The 20,336-nt window shown below is 37.9% G+C and carries 22 protein-coding genes and 1 riboswitch; of the genes, 18 read left to right on the top strand and 4 right to left on the bottom strand.

Annotated elements, in window-relative coordinates:
• Nucleotides 1–4 precede the first annotated feature (4 nt).
• From cmk to H4J46_RS05660, 7 genes are all read left to right on the top strand, one after another.
• Nucleotides 5–697, top strand: coding sequence for a (d)CMP kinase (gene cmk / locus H4J46_RS05690; RefSeq protein ID WP_182232574.1), 693 nt, complete (start codon nucleotides 5–7; stop codon nucleotides 695–697).
• A 96-nt stretch (nucleotides 698–793) separates the two neighbouring features.
• Entirely contained in the window at nucleotides 794–2,461 is a 1,668-nt protein-coding gene (gene rpsA, locus H4J46_RS05685) for a 30S ribosomal protein S1 (protein ID WP_146879902.1), read from the top strand.
• Between the two features lie 98 nt (nucleotides 2,462–2,559).
• The gene (ihfB, locus tag H4J46_RS05680) at nucleotides 2,560–2,847 is read left to right on the top strand and encodes an integration host factor subunit beta (protein WP_077286743.1); all 288 of its coding nucleotides are present in this window, start codon (nucleotides 2,560–2,562) and stop codon (nucleotides 2,845–2,847) included.
• 70 nt (nucleotides 2,848–2,917) lie between these two features.
• The gene (locus tag H4J46_RS05675; RefSeq protein WP_182232573.1) at nucleotides 2,918–3,169 is read left to right on the top strand and encodes a lipopolysaccharide assembly protein LapA domain-containing protein; all 252 of its coding nucleotides are present in this window, start codon (nucleotides 2,918–2,920) and stop codon (nucleotides 3,167–3,169) included.
• Between the two features lies 1 nt (nucleotide 3,170).
• Complete coding sequence (lapB, locus tag H4J46_RS05670; protein ID WP_182232572.1) at nucleotides 3,171–4,340, top strand: lipopolysaccharide assembly protein LapB; 1,170 nt, start codon at nucleotides 3,171–3,173, stop codon at nucleotides 4,338–4,340.
• Nucleotides 4,341–4,459: 119 nt separating this feature from the next.
• Nucleotides 4,460–5,155, top strand: coding sequence for an orotidine-5'-phosphate decarboxylase (gene pyrF / locus H4J46_RS05665; RefSeq protein ID WP_182232571.1), 696 nt, complete (start codon nucleotides 4,460–4,462; stop codon nucleotides 5,153–5,155).
• Nucleotides 5,156–5,288: 133 nt separating this feature from the next.
• Nucleotides 5,289–5,591 (top strand): helix-hairpin-helix domain-containing protein, encoded by a 303-nt coding sequence (locus tag H4J46_RS05660; protein WP_182232570.1) that lies wholly within the window; start codon nucleotides 5,289–5,291, stop codon nucleotides 5,589–5,591.
• Between the two features lie 113 nt (nucleotides 5,592–5,704).
• Here H4J46_RS05660 and deoD read toward each other — a convergent pair whose 3' ends face one another.
• From deoD to add, 3 genes are all read right to left on the bottom strand, one after another.
• Nucleotides 5,705–6,409, bottom strand: a complete 705-nt coding sequence (deoD, locus tag H4J46_RS05655) for a purine-nucleoside phosphorylase (protein ID WP_182232569.1) — start codon at nucleotides 6,407–6,409, stop codon at nucleotides 5,705–5,707.
• 128 nt (nucleotides 6,410–6,537) lie between these two features.
• Nucleotides 6,538–6,708: a XapX domain-containing protein gene (locus H4J46_RS05650; RefSeq protein ID WP_182137886.1), complete on the bottom strand. Its 171-nt coding sequence runs from the start codon at nucleotides 6,706–6,708 to the stop codon at nucleotides 6,538–6,540.
• A gap of 37 nt (nucleotides 6,709–6,745) precedes the next feature.
• Nucleotides 6,746–7,765 (bottom strand): adenosine deaminase, encoded by a 1,020-nt coding sequence (add, locus tag H4J46_RS05645; protein WP_182232568.1) that lies wholly within the window; start codon nucleotides 7,763–7,765, stop codon nucleotides 6,746–6,748.
• Between the two features lie 229 nt (nucleotides 7,766–7,994).
• On the opposite strand from add, the gene aroG reads away from it, so the two are divergent.
• From aroG to H4J46_RS05595, 10 genes are all read left to right on the top strand, one after another.
• Entirely contained in the window at nucleotides 7,995–9,050 is a 1,056-nt protein-coding gene (gene aroG / locus H4J46_RS05640) for a 3-deoxy-7-phosphoheptulonate synthase AroG (protein WP_182232567.1), read from the top strand.
• Between the two features lie 263 nt (nucleotides 9,051–9,313).
• Nucleotides 9,314–9,682 carry an HIT domain-containing protein gene (locus H4J46_RS05635; RefSeq protein ID WP_182232566.1) on the top strand — a complete coding sequence of 123 codons (369 nt, stop codon included), beginning with the start codon at nucleotides 9,314–9,316 and terminating at the stop codon, nucleotides 9,680–9,682.
• Nucleotides 9,683–9,820: 138 nt separating this feature from the next.
• Nucleotides 9,821–9,934: riboswitch (TPP riboswitch) on the top strand.
• A gap of 137 nt (nucleotides 9,935–10,071) precedes the next feature.
• Complete coding sequence (locus H4J46_RS05630; protein ID WP_182232565.1) at nucleotides 10,072–12,165, top strand: TonB-dependent receptor; 2,094 nt, start codon at nucleotides 10,072–10,074, stop codon at nucleotides 12,163–12,165.
• Nucleotides 12,166–12,316: 151 nt separating this feature from the next.
• Nucleotides 12,317–12,583, top strand: a complete 267-nt coding sequence (locus tag H4J46_RS05625; RefSeq protein WP_182137891.1) for a hypothetical protein — start codon at nucleotides 12,317–12,319, stop codon at nucleotides 12,581–12,583.
• A complete protein-coding gene (gene pnuC / locus H4J46_RS05620; RefSeq protein ID WP_182232564.1) occupies nucleotides 12,583–13,257 on the top strand; it encodes a nicotinamide riboside transporter PnuC in 675 nt (224 codons plus the stop codon). Before H4J46_RS05625 ends, pnuC begins: the two co-directional genes overlap by 1 nt.
• Nucleotides 13,258–13,272: 15 nt before the next feature.
• Nucleotides 13,273–14,346 carry a phosphotransferase gene (locus tag H4J46_RS05615; protein ID WP_182232563.1) on the top strand — a complete coding sequence of 358 codons (1,074 nt, stop codon included), beginning with the start codon at nucleotides 13,273–13,275 and terminating at the stop codon, nucleotides 14,344–14,346.
• A gap of 85 nt (nucleotides 14,347–14,431) precedes the next feature.
• The gene (locus H4J46_RS05610; RefSeq protein WP_182232562.1) at nucleotides 14,432–15,505 is read left to right on the top strand and encodes a sensor histidine kinase; all 1,074 of its coding nucleotides are present in this window, start codon (nucleotides 14,432–14,434) and stop codon (nucleotides 15,503–15,505) included.
• Nucleotides 15,502–16,326 carry a LytTR family DNA-binding domain-containing protein gene (locus H4J46_RS05605; protein WP_182232561.1) on the top strand — a complete coding sequence of 275 codons (825 nt, stop codon included), beginning with the start codon at nucleotides 15,502–15,504 and terminating at the stop codon, nucleotides 16,324–16,326. The genes H4J46_RS05610 and H4J46_RS05605 overlap by 4 nt, the downstream gene beginning before the upstream one ends.
• A gap of 135 nt (nucleotides 16,327–16,461) precedes the next feature.
• Entirely contained in the window at nucleotides 16,462–16,905 is a 444-nt protein-coding gene (locus H4J46_RS05600; protein WP_182189329.1) for a SirB2 family protein, read from the top strand.
• 157 nt (nucleotides 16,906–17,062) lie between these two features.
• Complete coding sequence (locus H4J46_RS05595; RefSeq protein WP_182232560.1) at nucleotides 17,063–17,512, top strand: SMI1/KNR4 family protein; 450 nt, start codon at nucleotides 17,063–17,065, stop codon at nucleotides 17,510–17,512.
• A 690-nt stretch (nucleotides 17,513–18,202) separates the two neighbouring features.
• Here the strand turns inward: H4J46_RS05595 and H4J46_RS05590 are convergent.
• Entirely contained in the window at nucleotides 18,203–18,898 is a 696-nt protein-coding gene (locus H4J46_RS05590; protein WP_182232559.1) for a type 1 glutamine amidotransferase domain-containing protein, read from the bottom strand.
• A 461-nt stretch (nucleotides 18,899–19,359) separates the two neighbouring features.
• Here H4J46_RS05590 and H4J46_RS05585 point away from each other — a divergent pair, with 461 nt between their 5' ends.
• Nucleotides 19,360–20,280 (top strand): LysR family transcriptional regulator, encoded by a 921-nt coding sequence (locus tag H4J46_RS05585; RefSeq protein WP_182232558.1) that lies wholly within the window; start codon nucleotides 19,360–19,362, stop codon nucleotides 20,278–20,280.
• Nucleotides 20,281–20,336 lie beyond the last annotated feature (56 nt).

Raw genomic sequence — 20,336 nt, 5'->3', positions numbered from 1 at the left:
TTGAATGAACCAACAAATCCCTGTAATTACAATTGATGGACCAAGTGGTGCGGGTAAAGGTACCGTTGCGCGTATTGTCGCTGAGCAACTAGGTTGGCACTTATTAGATAGTGGCGCCATTTATCGTGTATTAGCTGTAGCGGCTCAGCACCATAATATTAGCGTAGAAGACGAGCAGTCTTTATTACCAGTAGCAGCGAATCTTGATGTACAGTTTCAAACCTGTAATGAAGGTGAAGGTAAAGTCATTTTGGAAGGCGAAGATGTATCTAACGCCATTCGCACCGAAGAAATAGGCGCACTAGCATCGAAAGTTGCTGCGTTTCCTCGTGTACGTGAAGCTTTACTGCGACGCCAGCGTGCTTTTAAAGTTGGACCTGGTTTAGTTGCTGATGGTCGTGACATGGGTACTGTAGTGTTTATTGATGCGCCAGTTAAAGTCTTTTTGACCGCCAGCGCTGAAGAAAGGGCGCAAAGAAGATTTAATCAGTTGAAAGGAAAGGGCTTTGATGTTAAAATAACGCGCCTTTTGGAGGACATACGTCTGAGAGACGAGCGAGATCAAAACCGCAAGGTGGCGCCGCTTGTTGCTGCAGAAGGTGCGTTAATCATTGATTCTACTGAACTTTCTATTGAAGAGGTAGTTAGTAAAATCCTCTCATTCAGTAATGAAAAATTAATGCAAACTGAACATTAACCTATCGCCTACTGTAAGGATGCACTGGGCAACTATTTAATTACCCCATGAAACAATGACGTTGACTGGATTAATAACTGAGTTTATATACAAGTTATGACTGAAAATTTTGCACAACTATTTGAAGAAAGCTTAAAAACGATCGAAACACGTCCTGGTTCTATTATCAAAGGGACTGTAGTCGCCATCACAAAAGACAACGTTTTAGTTGACGCTGGCTTAAAATCTGAATCTGTTATTTCAATCGACCAATTCAAAAGCCTTACAGGCGAAGTAGAAGTATCTGTTGGTGATGAAGTTGATGTGTCGCTTAAAGCTACAGATGATGGTTTCGGTGAGACTATTCTTTCTCGTGATGACGCTAAACGTCATGAAGCATGGCAAGTGCTTGAAAAAGCATACGAAGAAAAAGAAACTATTATCGGTGTTATCAACGGTAAAGTTAAAGGTGGTTTCACAGTTGAAGTTAGCAATATCCGTGCTTTCTTACCTGGTTCACTAGTAGACGTACGTCCTATTCGTGACACTACTCATCTTGAAGGTAAAGATTTAGAATTTAAAGTTATTAAGCTTGATCAAAAGCGTAATAACGTAGTTGTATCTCGTCGTGCTGTTATCGAATCAGAAAGCAGTGTTGAACGTGATGAACTATTAGCTTCTCTTGCTGAAGGCATTGAAGTTAAAGGTATTGTTAAGAATCTTACTGACTACGGTGCATTCGTAGATTTAGGCGGCATTGACGGTCTACTTCACATCACAGATATGGCTTGGAAACGTGTTAAGCACCCAAGTGAAATCGTAAATGTTGGTGATGAAATTCAAGTTAAAGTATTGAAATTCGATCGTGAGCGTACTCGTGTATCTCTAGGTATGAAGCAGTTAGGCGAAGATCCATGGGTTGCTATCGCTAAGCGTTACCCTGAAGGTGCTAAGCTTACTGGTCGCGTAACTAACTTAACTGACTACGGTTGTTTTGTTGAGATTCAAGAAGGCGTTGAAGGTTTAGTTCACGTTTCTGAAATGGATTGGACTAACAAGAACATCCACCCATCTAAAGTTGTTAACTTAGGTGATACAGTTGAAGTTATGGTGCTTGAAATTGACGAAGAACGTCGTCGTATTTCTCTTGGCCTTAAACAATGTATCCCGAACCCTTGGGAAGAGTTCGCTAAGAACTTCAACAAAGGCGACAAAGTATCAGGTAAGATCAAGTCAATTACTGACTTTGGTATCTTTATTGGTCTTGACGGCGGCATTGATGGTCTTGTTCACTTATCTGATATTTCATGGGCTGGCGGTGAAGAAGCTGTTCGTGAATACAAGAAAGGTGATGAGATTTCAGCGGTAGTATTACAGGTTGATCCGGAACGTGAACGCATCTCTTTAGGTGTTAAACAAACTGAAGATGACCCGTTTAATCAATATCTTGCAGATAACAAAAAAGGTGCTATTGTTACAGGTAAGGTTATTGAAGTAGACGCTAAAGGCGCTAAGATTGAATTAGCCGAAGGCGTTGAAGGTTACCTTCGTGTTGCTGATATTTCACGTGAACGTATCGAAGATGCGACAACTGAATTATCTGTAGATGACAGCGTTGAAACTAAGTTTGTTGGTGTTGATCGTAAGAACCGCACTATCAGCTTATCAATCAAAGCTAAAGATCAAGCAGACGAACGTGAAGCTATGGATACATTGAACCAAGCACCAGAAGAAGAATCTGGTCTTAGTGCAATGGCTGAAGCGTTTAAAAACGCTAAGATATAATTCCTAGCAATACCAAGAGAAGAAGAGCTGCATTAAAGCAGTTCTTCTTTAATGTTTAAATCCGATGGCGCGAAGCTATAGTGAACACTGGAGGTCATATGACCAAGTCAGAACTCATTGAAAGATTAGCAGATAAATTAAATCATTTAGCTGCGAAAGATGTAGAACAAGCTATTAAAGAAATTCTTGAAATGATGGCGCACACTTTGTCAAAAGGTGAGCGTATTGAAATTAGAGGTTTTGGCAGCTTTTCGTTGCATTATCGCGCTCCTCGTGTGGGACGGAACCCAAAAACTGGCGAGTCTGTCGAGCTTGACGGAAAATATGTTCCACATTTTAAACCTGGTAAAGAATTACGTGAAAGAGTAAATCTTTCAATCGCGTAATTGCAGAATTTATGACTAAACGGCATGCTATCAGCATGCCTTTTTTTTGTGTTGTTTTGGACGAACTATTATGCGCCTTTATATTACTGTTATCCTTTTTCTTATCTTACTTGCCATTGCATTTGTTTTTGGTAGTCAAAATGATCAAGTACTGAGCTTAAATTATTTGATTGCAAAAACTAATCTTTCAGTTGCTGCAGCCGTCAGTTTATTTACCTCAATAGGTTTCGTGTTAGGATTATTATTTGCTTTGTTTTGGAAGCTACTTAGCATGATAAAATCTAGCAAAAGTAATCAACTGAATACGGAGAAGAAGTCTTAGTATGCTAGGATTATTATTCTTATTGTTGCCGGTTGCTATGGGCTATGGTTGGTTTATGGGACGCAATAGCGTTAAACAAAACGACCATTCAGCTACACAAGAACTTTCTATTAAATATTCTACTGGATTAAATTATTTATTTTCGAATCAACAAGATAAAGCTATTGATTATCTACTTGAAGCGTTAAAAGTTGAAGATGATACCGTAGAAGCTCACTTTGCCATGGCAAATTTATTTAGACGTCGCGGTGAACTTGATAGAGCACTGAAAGTACATGAACATTTAGTGCGCCAAAAACACTTACCTAATAGTGCTAAACAGCAAGCAGTATTTGAATTGGCAAAAGACTTTCTTAGCGCTGGATTATATGATCGCGCTGAAGCGATGTTTCATAAATTACTAAAATCAAAAATTTATGGTTTAAAATCGCTTAGCTCCTTGATGAAGATTTATCAATCAACCAAAGATTGGCAACAAGGTATTGCGCTTAAAAAAGCCATCGCAAAAACTCGTGACACAAAACTCTTACATACGTTAGCTAATTTTTATTGTGAACTCGCCACTCTAGCATTAGAAAAAGATGAATTTATTGAAGTTATTGAGCTATTAGACAATGCATTAAGCCATGATCCTAATTCATCTAGAGCAAATTGGCTGATGGCACAAATATATGAAAATCATCAACAATACAATGAAGCCTGCCAATGTTATAAGGCTATTTATGAGCAAGATAAAGAATTTTTCCCCGATGTAATAGATAAAATGTTTATTTGTTATCAAGCACTTGATGCTGAAGAAGAGTTTTTCCAATTTATCAGAAAGGTTTACGAAGAAACGGGTGCCACATCAGCACTTATCAAGTATTTATCACATATAGAGCAAGTTAAGGGTGTTAATCAGGCGAAAAAATTCATCTTAACAGCATTAAACCGCCGACCTACTATTCGTGGTTTTAAGTATTTTGTGAAAATGCAAATGAATAACGGCGAGTCTGAAAATACGTCTGAAAACCTTGAAGTGATCCGTGAGCTTGTTTCAGCTTATCTAAAGGTTAAGCACCGTTATAGTTGTAGAAGTTGTGGTTTTAATTCTAGCACCCATTATTGGTCATGTCCTTCATGCCATGATTGGGAGCAACTTAAACCTATACGGGGATTAGATGGCGAGTAATGCCACACTTTAGTGTTCGAATGTCAAAGTGTTAGAAGATTAAGCCTAAAATTTTTCACTTGCTGATGCAAATGATAAAACCTAATAATTAGCAATATTTACCTAGTAAGGAAAACAGCATGAGAGATGCAAAAGTCGTTGTGGCGTTAGATTTTGATAACAAAGATGAAGCATTATCTTTTGTAGATAAAATTCAGCCGAGTGATTGTCGATTAAAAGTAGGCAAAGAAATGTTTACTCATTTTGGCCCAGATTTTGTTAAAGAACTTGTTCAGCGTGATTTTGATGTGTTTCTTGATTTAAAATTTCATGATATCCCTAATACTGTTGCTAAAGCGGTTGTAGCTGCTGCTGATTTAGGGGTTTGGATGGTTAATGTACACGCTTCTGGTGGTCTTAAAATGATGGAAAAAGCCAAAGCAGCTTTATTGCCCTATGGAGATAAGGCACCCTTATTGATTGCGGTTACGGTTTTAACCAGCATGGGGCCAGAAGATCTCGCCGGAATAGGTATTACTAAGTCACCGGCTGAACATGTAATGGATCTAGCGTCGTTGACTAAAAAAGCGGGTTTAGACGGTGTGGTTTGTTCAGCAATGGAAGCCGAATCACTGAAGCAATTATTAGGTAAAGACTTTAAACTGGTAACACCAGGTATACGCCCAGCAGGGAGCAATGCCGATGATCAAAAACGTATTATGACACCTGAAAAAGCCATTGATGTTGGCGTCGACTATTTAGTGATTGGTCGACCGATCACTAAAGCTGAAAATCCACAGGCTGTATTACAAGAAATTAACCAATCAATTAGTTAGTTTCAACGATTAACTTTTTTTATTAGCCTATCTATTTGACAAATAAATATAAGACTTCTAAACCTAATAAGATGAATTATTATTTATGATAATTCATTTATATGGAAATTCATTTCATTAAAAGGAAGGTCTTATGAAAAAGCATATTTGTTATTCTCTTGTTATCTTATTTACGGTAATGTCATTGCCACTTCAAGCGCTAGTCTTCAACGAAACGCCAGCAGTTATTTCATCTCAAGAAATACAAGCTATTGATATTAATAAAGCGGGTATGGAAACTTTAGCTTTATTAAAAGGTGTGGGAGCGAAACGAGCAAAAGCAATCATCGCTTATCGAGAGTTAAATGGTGAATTTAAATCTCTTGATGATTTAAAAAATGTTAGAGGTGTAGGTCAGCGCACATTAGATCTTAATAAAGGAAGGATTAAATTGTAATGATTGATCATTGTGTATGAGTAATGAAATAATTAAGATTAGATAATATAGTGGTAAAGCTAGACAGTAAAAAGCCAGTCCGTTGACTGGCTTTTTACTATCTAGCTTAATCTTTACAACAAGCTATCTAGGGTTAATTCCATCATATCTTTGAAAGTTATTTCACGTTCATCAGCTGTAGTTTGCTCACCAGTTTTAATATGATCGCTCACGGTTAGTACTGTTAGTGCTTTTTTTCCGTACTCAGCAGCAACACCGTATAAACCGGCTGCTTCCATTTCAACAGCTAAAATACCGTACTTTTCCATTAGGGCAAACATTTCTGGTTGCGGTGTGTAAAATAAATCAGAGGTAAAAATATTACCTACACGAATTTTTTTACCTGTTTTTTCCGCTGTTTTTACCATGTTGTGTAATAAATCAAAGTCAGCGGTAACCGCGAAATCACAGCCATTTAAACGTGAACGATTAACATTTGAGTCTGTGCTTGCAGCCATACCGACAATGATGTCGCGTAGTTTTATATCATCACGAACTGCGCCACAAGAGCCAATGCGAATAATACTTTCAACGCCATAGTCTTTATACAATTCCGTCGCGTAGATAGAAATTGATGGTATGCCCATTCCTGAGCCCATGACTGAAACGGGTTTGTCTTTATAAGTACCTGTGTAACCAAACATATTACGTACACGGGTGACACATTTTGCATCATCAAGAAAATTTTCTGCTATATATTTTGCGCGTAGTGGGTCGCCCGGCATAAGTACCGTTTTAGCGAAGTCACCTGCGTTTGCTTCTATGTGTGCTGTTGCCATGAGAGTTAACCTTTGTTAGTGGTGTTTCAATCACAGTAAGTTTCTAGCCGTTGCTGATATCTGGTATCAATTCAGCCGCTATCAAGGGTGTTTTACTGATATGTCTTTTAAATGTTTAAAGTAGAATTCTAACTGAAAAAGCGCTCGATGATCCAGTGATAACCGATGCCGCCTAAATAAATGCCGAAAATCCCGGCAATACCCGATAAAACAGGGGGTGCAGGTATAGGCAATTTCAGTAATGAAAATATCAAGCCCACAACAATACCTGTGATTGTTGCAATAATAACTTCGTACACGTGTTCTCCTCGTTAATTAATTATTTTAACTTAAGATCTACAACAATAAGCTGGAGTTATTATTCAACACTTTTTTCTTTAACGCTGATTTCTCACTGTCTGATAAAAAGCTTGCTTTAAGCGAGTTTTCTTGCAGCTGCTTGATATCGTCATCATCAAAACCTAGTATGTCGCGAGCAATTTTATATTCATTTTTTAGCTCAATACCTTGTACCGCAGGGTCGTCTGTATTTAAACAAACCAATAATCCACGGGCTAGAAAATCTTTGATGGGATGCTGACTTAAATCTTTAATGGTTCCGGTTTGATAGTTTGAGGTTAAACAAGACTCAATAGCAATATCATGTTTTACCATATAATCCATAAGTTGCTCATCGCGATGACATGCAACACCATGACCAATGCGCTTAGCATGTAATTGGTTTATTGCTTGCCAAATACTTTCAGGCCCAGCTGCTTCACCCGCATGTATAGTGGCATTTAATTGTGCTTTTTGTACTTGATTAAAATGATCGACAAATAGTTCACCTGGAAAGTTGTATTCATCTCCAGCTAAATCAATCGCAATTAAATGTTGCTTATGAGCAAGCAGTGCGTCTAACTCTGCTTGGCATTTTTCAACGCCAAAGGTACGACTTAAAATACCAATAAGGTTGATTTTTACGTCGTAGACTTTACATGCTGCACTTACACCATCAACAACCGCGGCTACAACATCAGCAACCATAAGGTTGTTATTCATAGCCATGTAATAAGGTGAAAAGCGTAATTCAGCATAATGAATACCGGCGTTAAAAACATCTTCAACGTTTTCAAACGCTATGCGTTTACAATCGTCTAAAGTTTTAAGGACAGCAACGCCCCAATCAAGTTTACTGAGAAAAGCTAATAAATCGCTTTCACTGCCTTGTACTTGCACATGGGGAATAAAGGCTTCAAAGTCAGTTTCAGGTAAAATGATGTGATGCTCTTGTGCTAATGCCCAAATAGTTTTGGGGCGAATATTACCGTCTAAATGTCGGTGTAAATCAATTAATGGTAGCTGAGAATGCGTCATAGTTATTGGCAACCTAGATGAATGTGTTTGATAAAAAATACGACCAGAGTTTTCTACAATAAGCGTATTTATCTTGCTCTGATGTAAGATGATTTGATTATACCGTCTTTTTCGTATTTTATGTTGCTATTAGCGTGATAACACTGATAAATTAGCTAGGAGGCTAATCATCTAGGTGTCTAGACGTAAATATTGAGTAGCAATTATTCGCAGTATAAAGAGAAAAAATATGTTTGAGCAAACCGACGACGTCCGTATTAATAACATCAAAGAACTTTTACCTCCTATCGCATTACTTGAGCGATTTCCTTCTTCAGAACAAGCAACAAAGTCGGTTTTTGCTGGCAGAAAAGCCATAAGTGACATTTTTAATAACCAAGATGATCGTTTGCTTGTGGTTATCGGACCATGTTCGATACATGATCCCAAAGCGGCCTTGGAATATGGCGAGCGCTTAGTTAAATTGCGTAAAAAATATCAAGACACGCTAGAAATTGTTATGCGAGTTTATTTTGAAAAGCCAAGAACTACTGTTGGCTGGAAAGGACTTATTAACGACCCTTATATGGACAATAGTTTCCAACTTAATGATGGTTTGCGTATTGGCCGTAAGTTATTGCTTGATTTAAATAACTTGGGCTTACCTACCGCAGGTGAGTTTTTAGATATGATCACCCCGCAATATATGGCTGATTTTATGTGTTGGGGTGCCATTGGCGCACGCACGACAGAAAGCCAGGTTCATCGTGAATTAGCGTCAGGTTTATCATGCCCAGTTGGCTTTAAAAATGGTACCGATGGTACGATTAAAGTGGCTATTGATGCTATTGGCGCTGCTAGTGCCTCACATCATTTCCTTTCGGTAACAAAATATGGCCATTCTGCCATTGTTGAAACGACAGGTAATGAAGATTGTCATATAATTCTACGTGGTGGTAGAAGCACAAACTTTGATGCCGATAGTGTTAAAGCGGTTACCGAACAATTGGATAAGTCAGGGCTAAATACCAATATCATGATCGATTTCAGTCATGCTAACAGCAGCAAGAAGTTTGAAAATCAAATGTTAGTTTGTCGTGACGTTTGCCAACAAATGACTGCTGGTAATAAGCACATCTTTGGTGTGATGGTAGAAAGTCATTTAGTTGAAGGCCGTCAAGACTTAGCGCTTGGTGAAACGGGTACGTATGGCCAAAGCATCACAGATGCATGTATTGGCTGGCAAGATACTGAAACTTTGCTAGCTGAACTTGATCAAGCCGTTATTCAACGCCGCGCACTGTAGTAATGTTAATCAGCAATAGATAACAGAAAAATAGGCTATTAATCACGCCAGTCAGTTAATTTCTGACTGGCGTTTTTTGTTGTAGCCAATTGATGACATTAATTGGCAATCAGTGATAGTTAATTAAGTTAGTTAATTAAGTTAGTTAATTAAAGCCAAATAATTTAACACGCTGATGGCATATAGCCTTGTCATCATCGTGCTTATCGTTAAACTATAAATGTTCAAGATCTAAAAACTCATAAGCATAAAGAGGTTAAACCATGGCTGATAACAACACAGCAGAAGAAACTATATTTTCAAAAATTATTCGCCAGGAAATTCCAGCACCATTACTTTTTCAAGATGATCTTGTGTCGGCGTTTCGTGATATTACTCCGCAAGCTAAAAGTCATATTTTAATTGTGCCTAATAAGCTCATTCCAACGGTTAACGATATTGAAGCAGAAGACGAGCTAACTATTGGTCGTATGTTTACTGTAGCGAAGAAACTGGCACAAGCAGAGGGCATAGCAGAAAACGGTTATCGTTTGATCATGAACTGTAATCAACACGCTGGCCAGGAGGTTTATCACATTCATCTGCATTTAGTGGGGGGAGAACCGTTAGGTAAAATGTTAAACCCTAAGTAAATTAGCTGCTTAAATAAGTATGTTATGAGATAAATTTCATGATTTATTACCCATAGCTCAAGTCAAGATAAGGCAATATAAAATTTTTATTTATTTAGTTTTTACGCTGTACTTTTAAACAAATATTGTTAGTATGCATATCGAACCAAGGGGTGCCTGAAAATTATTACGATTTTAATGGCTGAGATGCGAAGCGAACCCTTAGAACCTGAACCGGATAGTACCGGCGTAGGAATGGTTAAGCTAATCGCATTACCGTTATGTAACATTATACTTTTTAGGCATTACTCGCTTGCTAACTATAATGTTACAGATTAATACCGAGTAGCTATTTCACTTCCCCATGCCGGATCCCATAACGTATTCCTAATCGAATTTATGAGATCATAATGACATTTATAAAATCACCTATTACTTTAGCTATTTTAACCAGCATCTTTGCTTCTACAACTTTTGCCGCTGACACCCCTGTGAACACTGCAGAGCAAACAATAGAAGTTATTACCATAGACGGTGACTTTCGCTCTACGTCACTACAAAAAACCGCCAGTTCTTTATCTGTTATCGCTAGTGATGAAATTAGCGCGCGTAATGCTCAGAACTTAGAAGAAATAATTGCCCGTACCCCCAACGTTAATTTCTCTAGTGGTACACAACGCGCTAGGTATTATCAAATTCGCGGTATTGGTGAGCGTAGCCAATTCAAAGAACCGATTAACCCCTCTGTTGGTTTAGTAATCGACGGTATAGACTTTTCCAGTATTGGCAGCATAGCGTCAACTTTTGATGTTGAACAAGTTGACGTTTATCGTGGTCCTCAAGGTACGCGCTTTGGCGCTAATGCTATGGCAGGCATGATAAATATCACTTCAAGTGCGCCTACCGATGTCTTTGAAGGTAAAGTCAGACTATCTGCTGGAAATTATGACAGTTATAGCGCTGGTTTGGTTTTATCCGGTCCAGCCACTGAAAAAGTAAATTACCGTTTAGCGGTTGAACAGTACCGTAGTGATGGTTTTATCGACAATGACTTTTTAAATCGTGATGACACTAACAACCGTGATGAATTAACCATGCGTGGTAAGTTAGCTATTGCGATAAGTAAAAATTTAAGCCTTGATATAACGGCATTTGTCGCTGATTTTGATAATGGCTATGATGCCTTTTCATTGGACAATACACGTCATACCTTATCAGACCAACCAGGCTTTGATCGCCAAGATACCAAAGCGTTAGCGACTAAATTTACCTATCAAGGCGTTAGCGATTTTACACTCGAGACTATCATCAGCTATGCTGACTCAACATTAGACTACGGCTATGATGAAGATTGGGCCTATGTGGGTATTCGCCCGGCTTGGGAATATAACTCAGAAGATCATTACTTTCGTGATAAAACATCAGCGACATTTGAGCTCAGAGCGCTTTCAGAGCAAGGAGGTGAGATTTTTAATGGCAGTACCGCTTGGGTAACAGGTATATACTTCAAGCAAGAAAAAGAAGATTTATTACGCCAATATACCTATCTGTCTGGTGATTTTAGCTCGTCTTTTGATAGCGATAACATTGCTGCATTCATACAATTTGATAGCCAACTGACTCAACAGTTAAGTCTAACAACTGGTTTAAGGTTGGAGCGGAGAAACTCAGATTATACCGATTCAGAGCAACTTAGTTTTGATCCAAGCGATACCATGGTAGGTGGTAAAGTGGTGTTGTCGTATCAAGCGGATAAAAATAATTTATTCTATGGCTCAGTGAATCGTGGTTACAAGGCCGGAGGCGCAAACACTGATGGCAGTTTACCCACTGAGCTGCGTGAGTTCACGGCTGAGTATTTGTGGAATTACGAATTAGGCTATAAAGTCAGTTTATTGGATAATCAAGCCTATGTTCGTAGCGCCGTATTTTACATGGACAGGGATGATATGCAGGTGCGCACGTCATTTTTACAAGAACGTGAAGATGGCAGTACCGACTTTGTTTCATACTTAGGTAACGCGGCAACCGGCACCAATGTAGGTCTTGAACTAGAGGCAGGGTGGCAGATCAGCCCTGAACTTGAAATTTATGGCGCTGTTGGGTTGTTAGATACTCAATACAATGGCTTCATTGATGCTGACGGCAATGATAAATCAGGTGACGAACAAGCACATGCCCCAAGCTACCAATTTAATCTTGGTTTGAATTATCAATTATCGAATAACTTACGGGTGAATATTTCTGTTGATGGTAAAGACAAGTTTTTATTTTCTGATAGTCATAAAGAAAAATCTGCAGCCATTGAAGTGGTTAATATGTCAATTAGTTATACAAAATATGACTGGCAAGTGAAGTTGTGGGCACGTAATTTGTTTGATGAAAGTTATGCTACGCGTGGTTTTTATTTTGGCAATGACCCAAGAGACGAATATACCGCAAAAGCTTATTATCAATTAGCTGAGCCAGCTGTATTTGGTGCAACATTTGATTATAATTTCTAATAAAATATAAGTAAATATTTGTGCTTAGCAACTTACCTCTGTCCGCTAGGTCTTAGCAAATAGTTTACATATCCATGAATGTTGTAGCATATTAGATAAAGTGTTTAATAGGCTACAACGCATTACTGATCAAAAAAGAAGAAAGTTATTTATGAAAATATCAATTGAAATTAGTTTATACCCGTTAGCGGAAGAAAAATTTAAAACAGAAATATGGGCGTTTATTAAACGTTTACGCTTAGTTCCAGGGCTCAAGGTAGTTACCAACGGCATGAGCACACAAGTATTTGGCGATTATGACTTAGCTACGGCGCATGTTATGGCAGAAATTAAGCATGTACATCAAACGCTAAATGCTGCGGTATTTATTTGCAAGTTTATAGGTGGCGATCGCTCTGTTGTAGAAGCCGAAACATAATGGTGAATTCAATCAGTGCAACCAGTGAAATTATTACTTATTTCACTACCTTGCCCTTATTAGAGTTGATCGCGGTTGTAGCATCATTACTGTATGTGATTTTAGCGGCAAAAGGTAGTATTTGGTGCTGGCCTGCCGCCATATTAAGTACTGTGTTATATACTGTTATTTTTTATGATGTTTATCTTTGGATGGACAGCGTGCTGCAGTTATATTATTTATTGATGGCTGTGTATGGTTGGCTTTGCTGGCATAAAAATAAGCCCTCAAACACCGATACTGATTCGAATAAGCTTTTGTATAGCCAATGGACTTTACAGCGCCATAGCAGTGTTATTTCGCTTTTAACGCTTGTGTCGTTAGTTTTAGGTTGGATAATGGCGACTTATACCCCAGCACACTTTCCATATCTTGATAGTGCAACCACAGTTTTTGCGGTGTTTGCTACTTATTTAATTACCCAAAAGGTATTAGAGAATTGGTTATATTTTATTGTGATTGATCTAGTATCGATATATCTCTATGTTGAAAAGGGCTTAATCCCAACAGCAGCACTATTTGGCAGCTTCGTGATCTTAGCGGCTTATGGTTACTGGCAATGGCGCAAACAATATAAGCTGCAATTTACCCAAGAGCACAACAACCTGTACATTAATAACTCTGTTGCCGGATAACTTGTAGGAAGCATTTTGAAATTTGATCAAGCAATAATAGACCCGCATCAACAATCGCTAGCACTAAAATTAAGCCATCTACCTTGTTTTAATCTCAAGGTAGATAATATTAGTGTCATTAATGCGGGATTAAGCCAGCCTTGTTTTCAAGTTAACCATGAAGATAAAACCTATTTTGCCAAGTATTTAATCGCTAATAGTATAGAGCCCTTAGCGAGCCAACTCGCGGCCAGAGATGGCATTTCTCCTAAGTTAATATATGTTGGACAAAACTGGTTAATTACTGAGTTTATAGAAGGTCAGGGCCTAGATAACAGCAACCAGAGTGAAGAAGAAAAGTTAGCCGTCACAATAGCGCTATTGGTGCGCTGTCATAATATTGCTCTGTCGAGTAGTAAGAGTGAAAGTAATCACAGTAATCATCAAAACTTGACACAAAAAATATCACTAACCGATAATCAGCGATCAAAAAAGTCTTACTTACAGAATCTGGATATATCCGCGACTATTAAGCAATTATTACAAAATATAGCTCTTAGCTCTACTCAACATCAGGCGCTAAAATTCTTAGTCAATGTCTTTCAACAAAACTTGGCCGAAACTCATGAAATATTGCAGTACACCAGGCAAGTTTTTTGTCATGGCGACGCTAATTATAGCAATATTATAGCGCTGAAAAATGAGACTGCAAACTCAGAAAATTTATATAAAATAATTGATTTTGAATGTGCATGTATCGCTCCAATAGCATACGACCTTGCGATGCTAATGGCCGTTAACAGCATTGATAGCAGTAAAGTTGAAATGATTACTTCGCTCTATCAGCAAGCATTAACGCGCTTAAATCAGCAACAAAAATTAACAAAAATTATCGACAATTTAACAGCAAGTAAACAGGAAAATAGTAACATTTCGTCACTACTAGTTACGTGTTACTTTGATTTTTCTCTTTTAATCAATGGCTTATGGTATTTGTCACAATATCAGGAGCATAAGTTAATAAAATACAAAATATTGTCAATAAAGCAATTAATGTTACTGGCAATTAGGCATCCACAGGTAAGTAGGCTCTTAGATGAAATGAGATAAGGCGTACAAATCTTAAGATTAGTGGTAGTGCTAGAGTTGTGTGCTTAGCGCATAATTGCATTAACCCCACTTACTGGTGTCTTGTGTGAATTGGAAAGAATTTGTAGAAAATAGAAATCGCTTATTTTGGTTGGTTCATACAGCTGGCTGGTGTGGTTTTGCCTTAGTACATTACTTAGGTTCATTACTGCACGATTTACGCGATATTTTTCTGATTATTATCTTATTGAATACCTATGCCGGTTGGCTATTTACGGTTCCGTTAAGGTATATTTATCGTCGTGTTTGGAACTTCACACCGTTAAAAATCGCCATTGTGGTGATATTAACGTCTTATTGTACCGGCGTATTATGGCAAGTAGTAAAAAATATTAATTATTGGGAGATATACAAGCACGGTTATCGCCCTGATTTTTGGCTTTATTACACAAAAAACAGTCTACTATCCTTCTTCATAATTTTAAGTTGGAGTGCTTTGTATTTTGGTACTAAATATTATCAAATGCTGCAAAAAGAAAAACAGAATGTATTACGTGCCAATGCGGTTGCCCATCAAGCACAGTTAAAAATGCTGCGTTATCAGCTTAACCCTCACTTTTTGTTTAATACCCTAAACGCGATATCAACGCTAATTTTGGTACAAGAAAACAAAATAGCCAATGGTATGGTTACTAAGTTAAGTGAGTTTTTACGTTACTCGCTGGACAAAGACCCTATGAAGCGAGTAACACTTGACAGCGAGTTGCAAGCCTTAAGGCTTTATTTAGACATTGAAAAAGTACGTTTTGAAGAACGCTTACAAGTCACATTTAATGTGGCTAGCGACTGTAACTTGGCCTTAGTACCGAGCATGATATTACAACCGTTAGCTGAGAACTCAATAAAATATGCTGTAGCAGTACAAGAGCAAGGCGGTGCAATTAACGTGTATGTGCATCGTTTTGGTAACGATTTACTGATTGAGTTGGCTGATAATGGCCCAGGTGCAGAAATTAACAATGGTAACTTATTTCGTGAAAATGGTGTTGGTTTGGTCAATACCCGAGAACGATTGCAAGCTTTATATCAGAATGATTTTTCGTTAGTTGTTGCCAACAATATACCCACTGGTGTTAAAATCAGTATACGAATTCCTTATGAAGTTGGCGGTCGAATATGAGCAAACAGCTCAACACTATAATTGTTGACGATGAACCTCTCGCTAGAAAAGGCTTAGCGGTTCGTCTGCAAGAACACAAAGACATCAACATTATTGCCCAATGTACTAACGGCAGAGAAGCATTAGAAGCCGTTAGAGCCTATCAACCCGACTTAATATTTCTTGATATTCAAATGCCGGGCTTAAATGGTTTTGAAGTCGTTGAAGCGATTATTGCACAGGGTTTGCATTTACCTATGGTGGTATTTGTTACCGCTTTTGACCAATACGCTATGCAGGCTTTTGAAGTACATGCGCAGGATTATCTACTTAAACCCGCTGACGAACAACGGCTTGCTCAAACCTTAGATAAAATACGTCAAAGTATCAGTAGTGAAGTTAATGCTCTTCATAAGTCAAAATTAGTACGTTTAGTAAGTGACGTTACCGGTAACGATTGTGAAAAAATTTTACAAGAGCTAGAAAATAACGAGCCGGTCAGTGTCTCTAGTTATTCTGATGTATTAGCGATAAAAGATGCTGGTGAAGTTAGCCGAGTGCCGGTAAAAGATATTTTATGGATTGACGCTGCTGGCGATTATATGTGTGTTCATACTGACGATAATACTCATATCCTTCGTAAAACCATGAAACAACTGGAAGCAGTGTTAGACCCCCGACGATTTCTCCGCAGCCACCGCTCTACCATAGTGAACAAAAGTTATATTAATAAGTTTTGCAGCCAGCTCAATGGTGAATACTATTTAGTCATGACAAACGGTAAAGAGTTAAAAGTTAGCCGCAGTTATAAAGAAAAGGTTAAAAAAGCCGTGGTTGCATAGTGAGCTTCCATTTATTAAAAACTCAATACTAACGCGATTGAGATAATTAATATAAGCGTTATGGTGTTGTCTGACTCAAACAAAGATATACTGCAGGTCTTAGTAATAAATAAAAGCACTTTAGGGATCAACCATATGTACATGATAGTTAAGCACACCCATCTGACTATAATTATGCTTACTTTTATCTTTTTCATGATTAATTTTGTCTTAACAATGAAAGGCTCTGATAAGGTCAATAATAAGCTGTTGAAGATTGGGCCACATATTTTATATACTCTTTTTGTTTGCACCTTTATTTACCTTGTTGCCGTTAATCCACTTAATTTGTACCCCTTTGTTAATGGTTGGGCATCATCAAAATTAGCTGGTTTTGTCATTTATGTACTTTCTATTACTTTGGCGCTTAAATGGGCAAAGTCTACTTTATGGCGTGTTGTAGGTTTTATTAGTGCCGTATTTTGGTTGGCCATGACGGCCAGACTAGGTTTTGCTGATCATCTTAAATCGAAAGCGATTAGCGAAGATGCTAATGCTTATATCGAGTTAGGACAATCTATGTTAACAGCGATTTGTTAAGCGCTTTAATGGGACAAGCACTCAGCTAAATACTATAAGCCGCTGTGAATGTTTTATTTAAGATATCACAAATAACAGTTGGCTTTTTTAGCAGCAATGCTAATTATAAACCAAAACCTACAGCTGTATAATAGTCGTTATTTCTGGAATTTTTTAAATGCACAGTATTGATCTTTTTGTAAAAAACTGGGGCAGCAAACAATCGATGACCCCAATCGATAGCGCTGATATAGCAGAACTCGAACAACGACTAGCGGCCATTCTCCCTAACAGCTATAAATACTTACTATCGAATTATGGCTTGGTGCACACACCGAATGTGTTAAGCAGAATATGTGATTTAGGTGTCGATATATCTGAGGTACAAGATTTTTTAAGTCTTGAAGACGTATATTCATTATCCAAGTTATATGAAATGAGTGGCATGCCCAAGGGCCATGTTTTGTTTGCCTCTGACTGTAAGGGCAACATGTTTTGTTTCAAACTGAGTGATTGTGAACGTCAGCACATAGATATACCCGTCTGGTTTTTTGACCACCAACTTCATACAGTGAAAAAAGTATCACCTAGCTTCAGTGAATGGCTAGGAGAGTTCAATAAACTGTAAGGAAACTCATTTCTCTGATCATCCCATTAGGCGAGTTATCTATCCTTGCTAATCCGTTTGAATATAAATGAACAGAGTCATGAAAAGGTAACACTACGGCCCGATTAGTGGGTTATCGTTATTTAGGGCTAGATAAGCTGATTAATCGTGGTGACATTACACAGGTTAATGTCAGTCATGCGAAAGATAATATTAAAGAATCAATGGTTAAACACCTAAGTATTACCCTTTAATGTGCGCAACCGCACAGTATTTAACCGTAAAAATGCGAAATTTATTCTTCAAACAATAATCATCAAGACTCTACTTATCGTATGATAAATTCGTTATTAGAGGAATTACAAGGTAGGTTGATGGCAATATCTAAGGCAATGTTAATAGACGGTGAATGGTTGTCGTGCTTGAGAAAATATCGCTAAATAATACTTGGCCACATCAAACTATATCAATACGATATTAACCTAGTATTAAACACTAGCCTATTTGATCCTATTTCCTAAATATTATTACCAGAAATAATTGAAATTTTTACACAAAGGTAAAGGTCGGTTTTCAGGCGGATTTGGCTTAATCTCGTGACGTAACAGTTCTGAAATTACAAGCTTAATCACCATCAAGCTAATAAAAATACACGAGCTTTACACCCGTGTTTTTTTATTACGCCGCTTTACGTAGTGTAAGGTTAAGCTGTTAGCTTAATTGCTTAATTAAACGTGTGGCTACTTCGCTTGAACTTGCTGGATTTTGACCACTGATAATACCGCTATCTTCAACAACGAATGATGCCCAATCGTCGCCTTTTTGGTAGTTAGCGCCTTGCTTAATTAGCTCGTCTTCAAGTAAAAAAGGTACAATCTCGGTTAATTGCACAGCGTCTTCCTCACTGTTAGTAAAACCTGTTATTTTTTTACCTTGCACGATTGCAGCGCCATTTTTATCTTTAACATTAAGCAATACTGACGTTGAATGACAAACCACAGCTACTGGCTTATTTTGCTCAATAAATGCTGAGATCAACGCAATTGATTTTTGGTTAGTGGTTAAATCCCACATTGGACCGTGACCACCTGGATAAAAAACAGCGGCGTAATCATTCGCATCAATCAGTTCTAACTTGGTTGTTGTTGCCAATACTGCTTGGTTTGTTTTGTCTTGCTCAAAACGACGAGTGGCATCAGTTTGAAAGTCAGCTTTGGCACTTGTTGGGTCTAACGGCGGTTGTCCACCTAAGGGTGAGGCTAATGTGACATTGAAGCCTGCGTCAATTAATTGATAATAAGGTGCAGCAAACTCTTCTAACCAGAAACCAGTTTTTTCACCTGTGTTACCTAGCTTGTCATGTGAAGTTATTACCATTAATACGTTAGTTGTATTTGTTACAGTCATTTAAATTTTCCTATGCTAGTTAATAAGGTGTTTATTGTTGAAAGTAGTTAATTTCAAAGTAAACTTTCTTTGAGTGCCTATTGATGCATCTCATTTGTGTATCAAGTATATGCTTAACTGCTTTTAATACAATGCAGATAAAGTTGACAACATTGTTTTAATTATTGATACAATATGTTGGGTGTAAGTTGTAGCAATCGATCAATTAATTGATCGGCTTCACATCTCAAATTCAACATAGTCAACTTTATGGTGGTGTGCAATGACATAGGTAAGTATTACTTGATAATATTATCCTGTATTGTAATGTTGGCTTATATCCATATAATTATCAATAGGATGGCTGGATTTTGACTCGTTATCTTTATTAACGATTGGTCAATTATTTTATCCATTGGGTACAGGGAAAAATATTTACTGAGTAAATTTTTAATAAAGGTGACTATTAATAAGGGGACTAAGTGGATATTTCTTTTGAGCAATTAAAAAGTATGGTGGTTTTTTCGCATGTGGTCGAGCAAGGCAGTTTTAGCGCGGCAGCAAAACATATTGGACTTTCTAGAGCGGTAGTGAGCTACCATATTAAAAAACTTGAGACTCAGCTTGGTATTACGCTTTTGAATCGTTCAACGCGCTCTATTGCCTTAACGCAAGCAGGTAATGATTATTATCAAAGGTGTCGTATTATTGCTCAGCAGGCTAGCGCCGCTAATCAACAAATTGAAAACGTTAAAAATGAACCTGAGGGCCTACTTAAGATCACCTGTCCGGTCAGTGTCGGCCTGCATACGATTGTGCCGGCATTAGATAAATTTCGTCATCTTTACCCGAAAATTGAACTCGACATCATGCTGACAGATGAAGTAGTCAATATTGTCAAAGAAGGGATTGATTTGGCTATTAGAGGAGCGCCTTTAGCAGATTCTGGCTTGCAAGCACGAAAGCTTGCTGTGTTAGCAACTTGCCTCTGTGGCTCACCAGGCTACTTTGAGCAATATGGTCGCCCCAATAAGCCAAGTGAATTAAGCCAACATAATTGGGTTGTTTATAAACTGGCCAGTAATAAGTTAACACTAGAAAAGTCAGGTCGGTCACATACCGTTGATATAAAAGGCACAATAACCACCAATAATGCTACGGCAAGAACTGCTTTTGTTTTGGGTGGCCATGGTTTAGGGCGGATTCCAACCTATGATGCTTGGCCAAAAATTAAAGCAGGGCGTTTGCAAGTGGTATTAGACGATTACCAGCTTAAAGCCATTGACGTTTATGGGGTATTTCCGCCTGGGGCTGCCACGTCAAAAAAATTGCGGCTTTTAATTGATTTTCTAAAACAGTTTTTTGATCAACAACAAGCAAGATTGCTCATTAAAGACCGTTAAGAAAAATCTGTCAGTTTACTCAAAAAAATTTGGCTCAGTAAATAACTTCAGCAAAC

Origin of the sequence: Colwellia sp. MB02u-6 (assembly GCF_014077095.1) — a bacterium.
Classification (GTDB): Bacteria; Pseudomonadota; Gammaproteobacteria; order Enterobacterales; family Alteromonadaceae; genus Cognaticolwellia.
The sequence above is the reverse complement of the archived record's forward strand: the minus strand, read 5'-3'. Positions and strand labels throughout refer to the sequence as shown.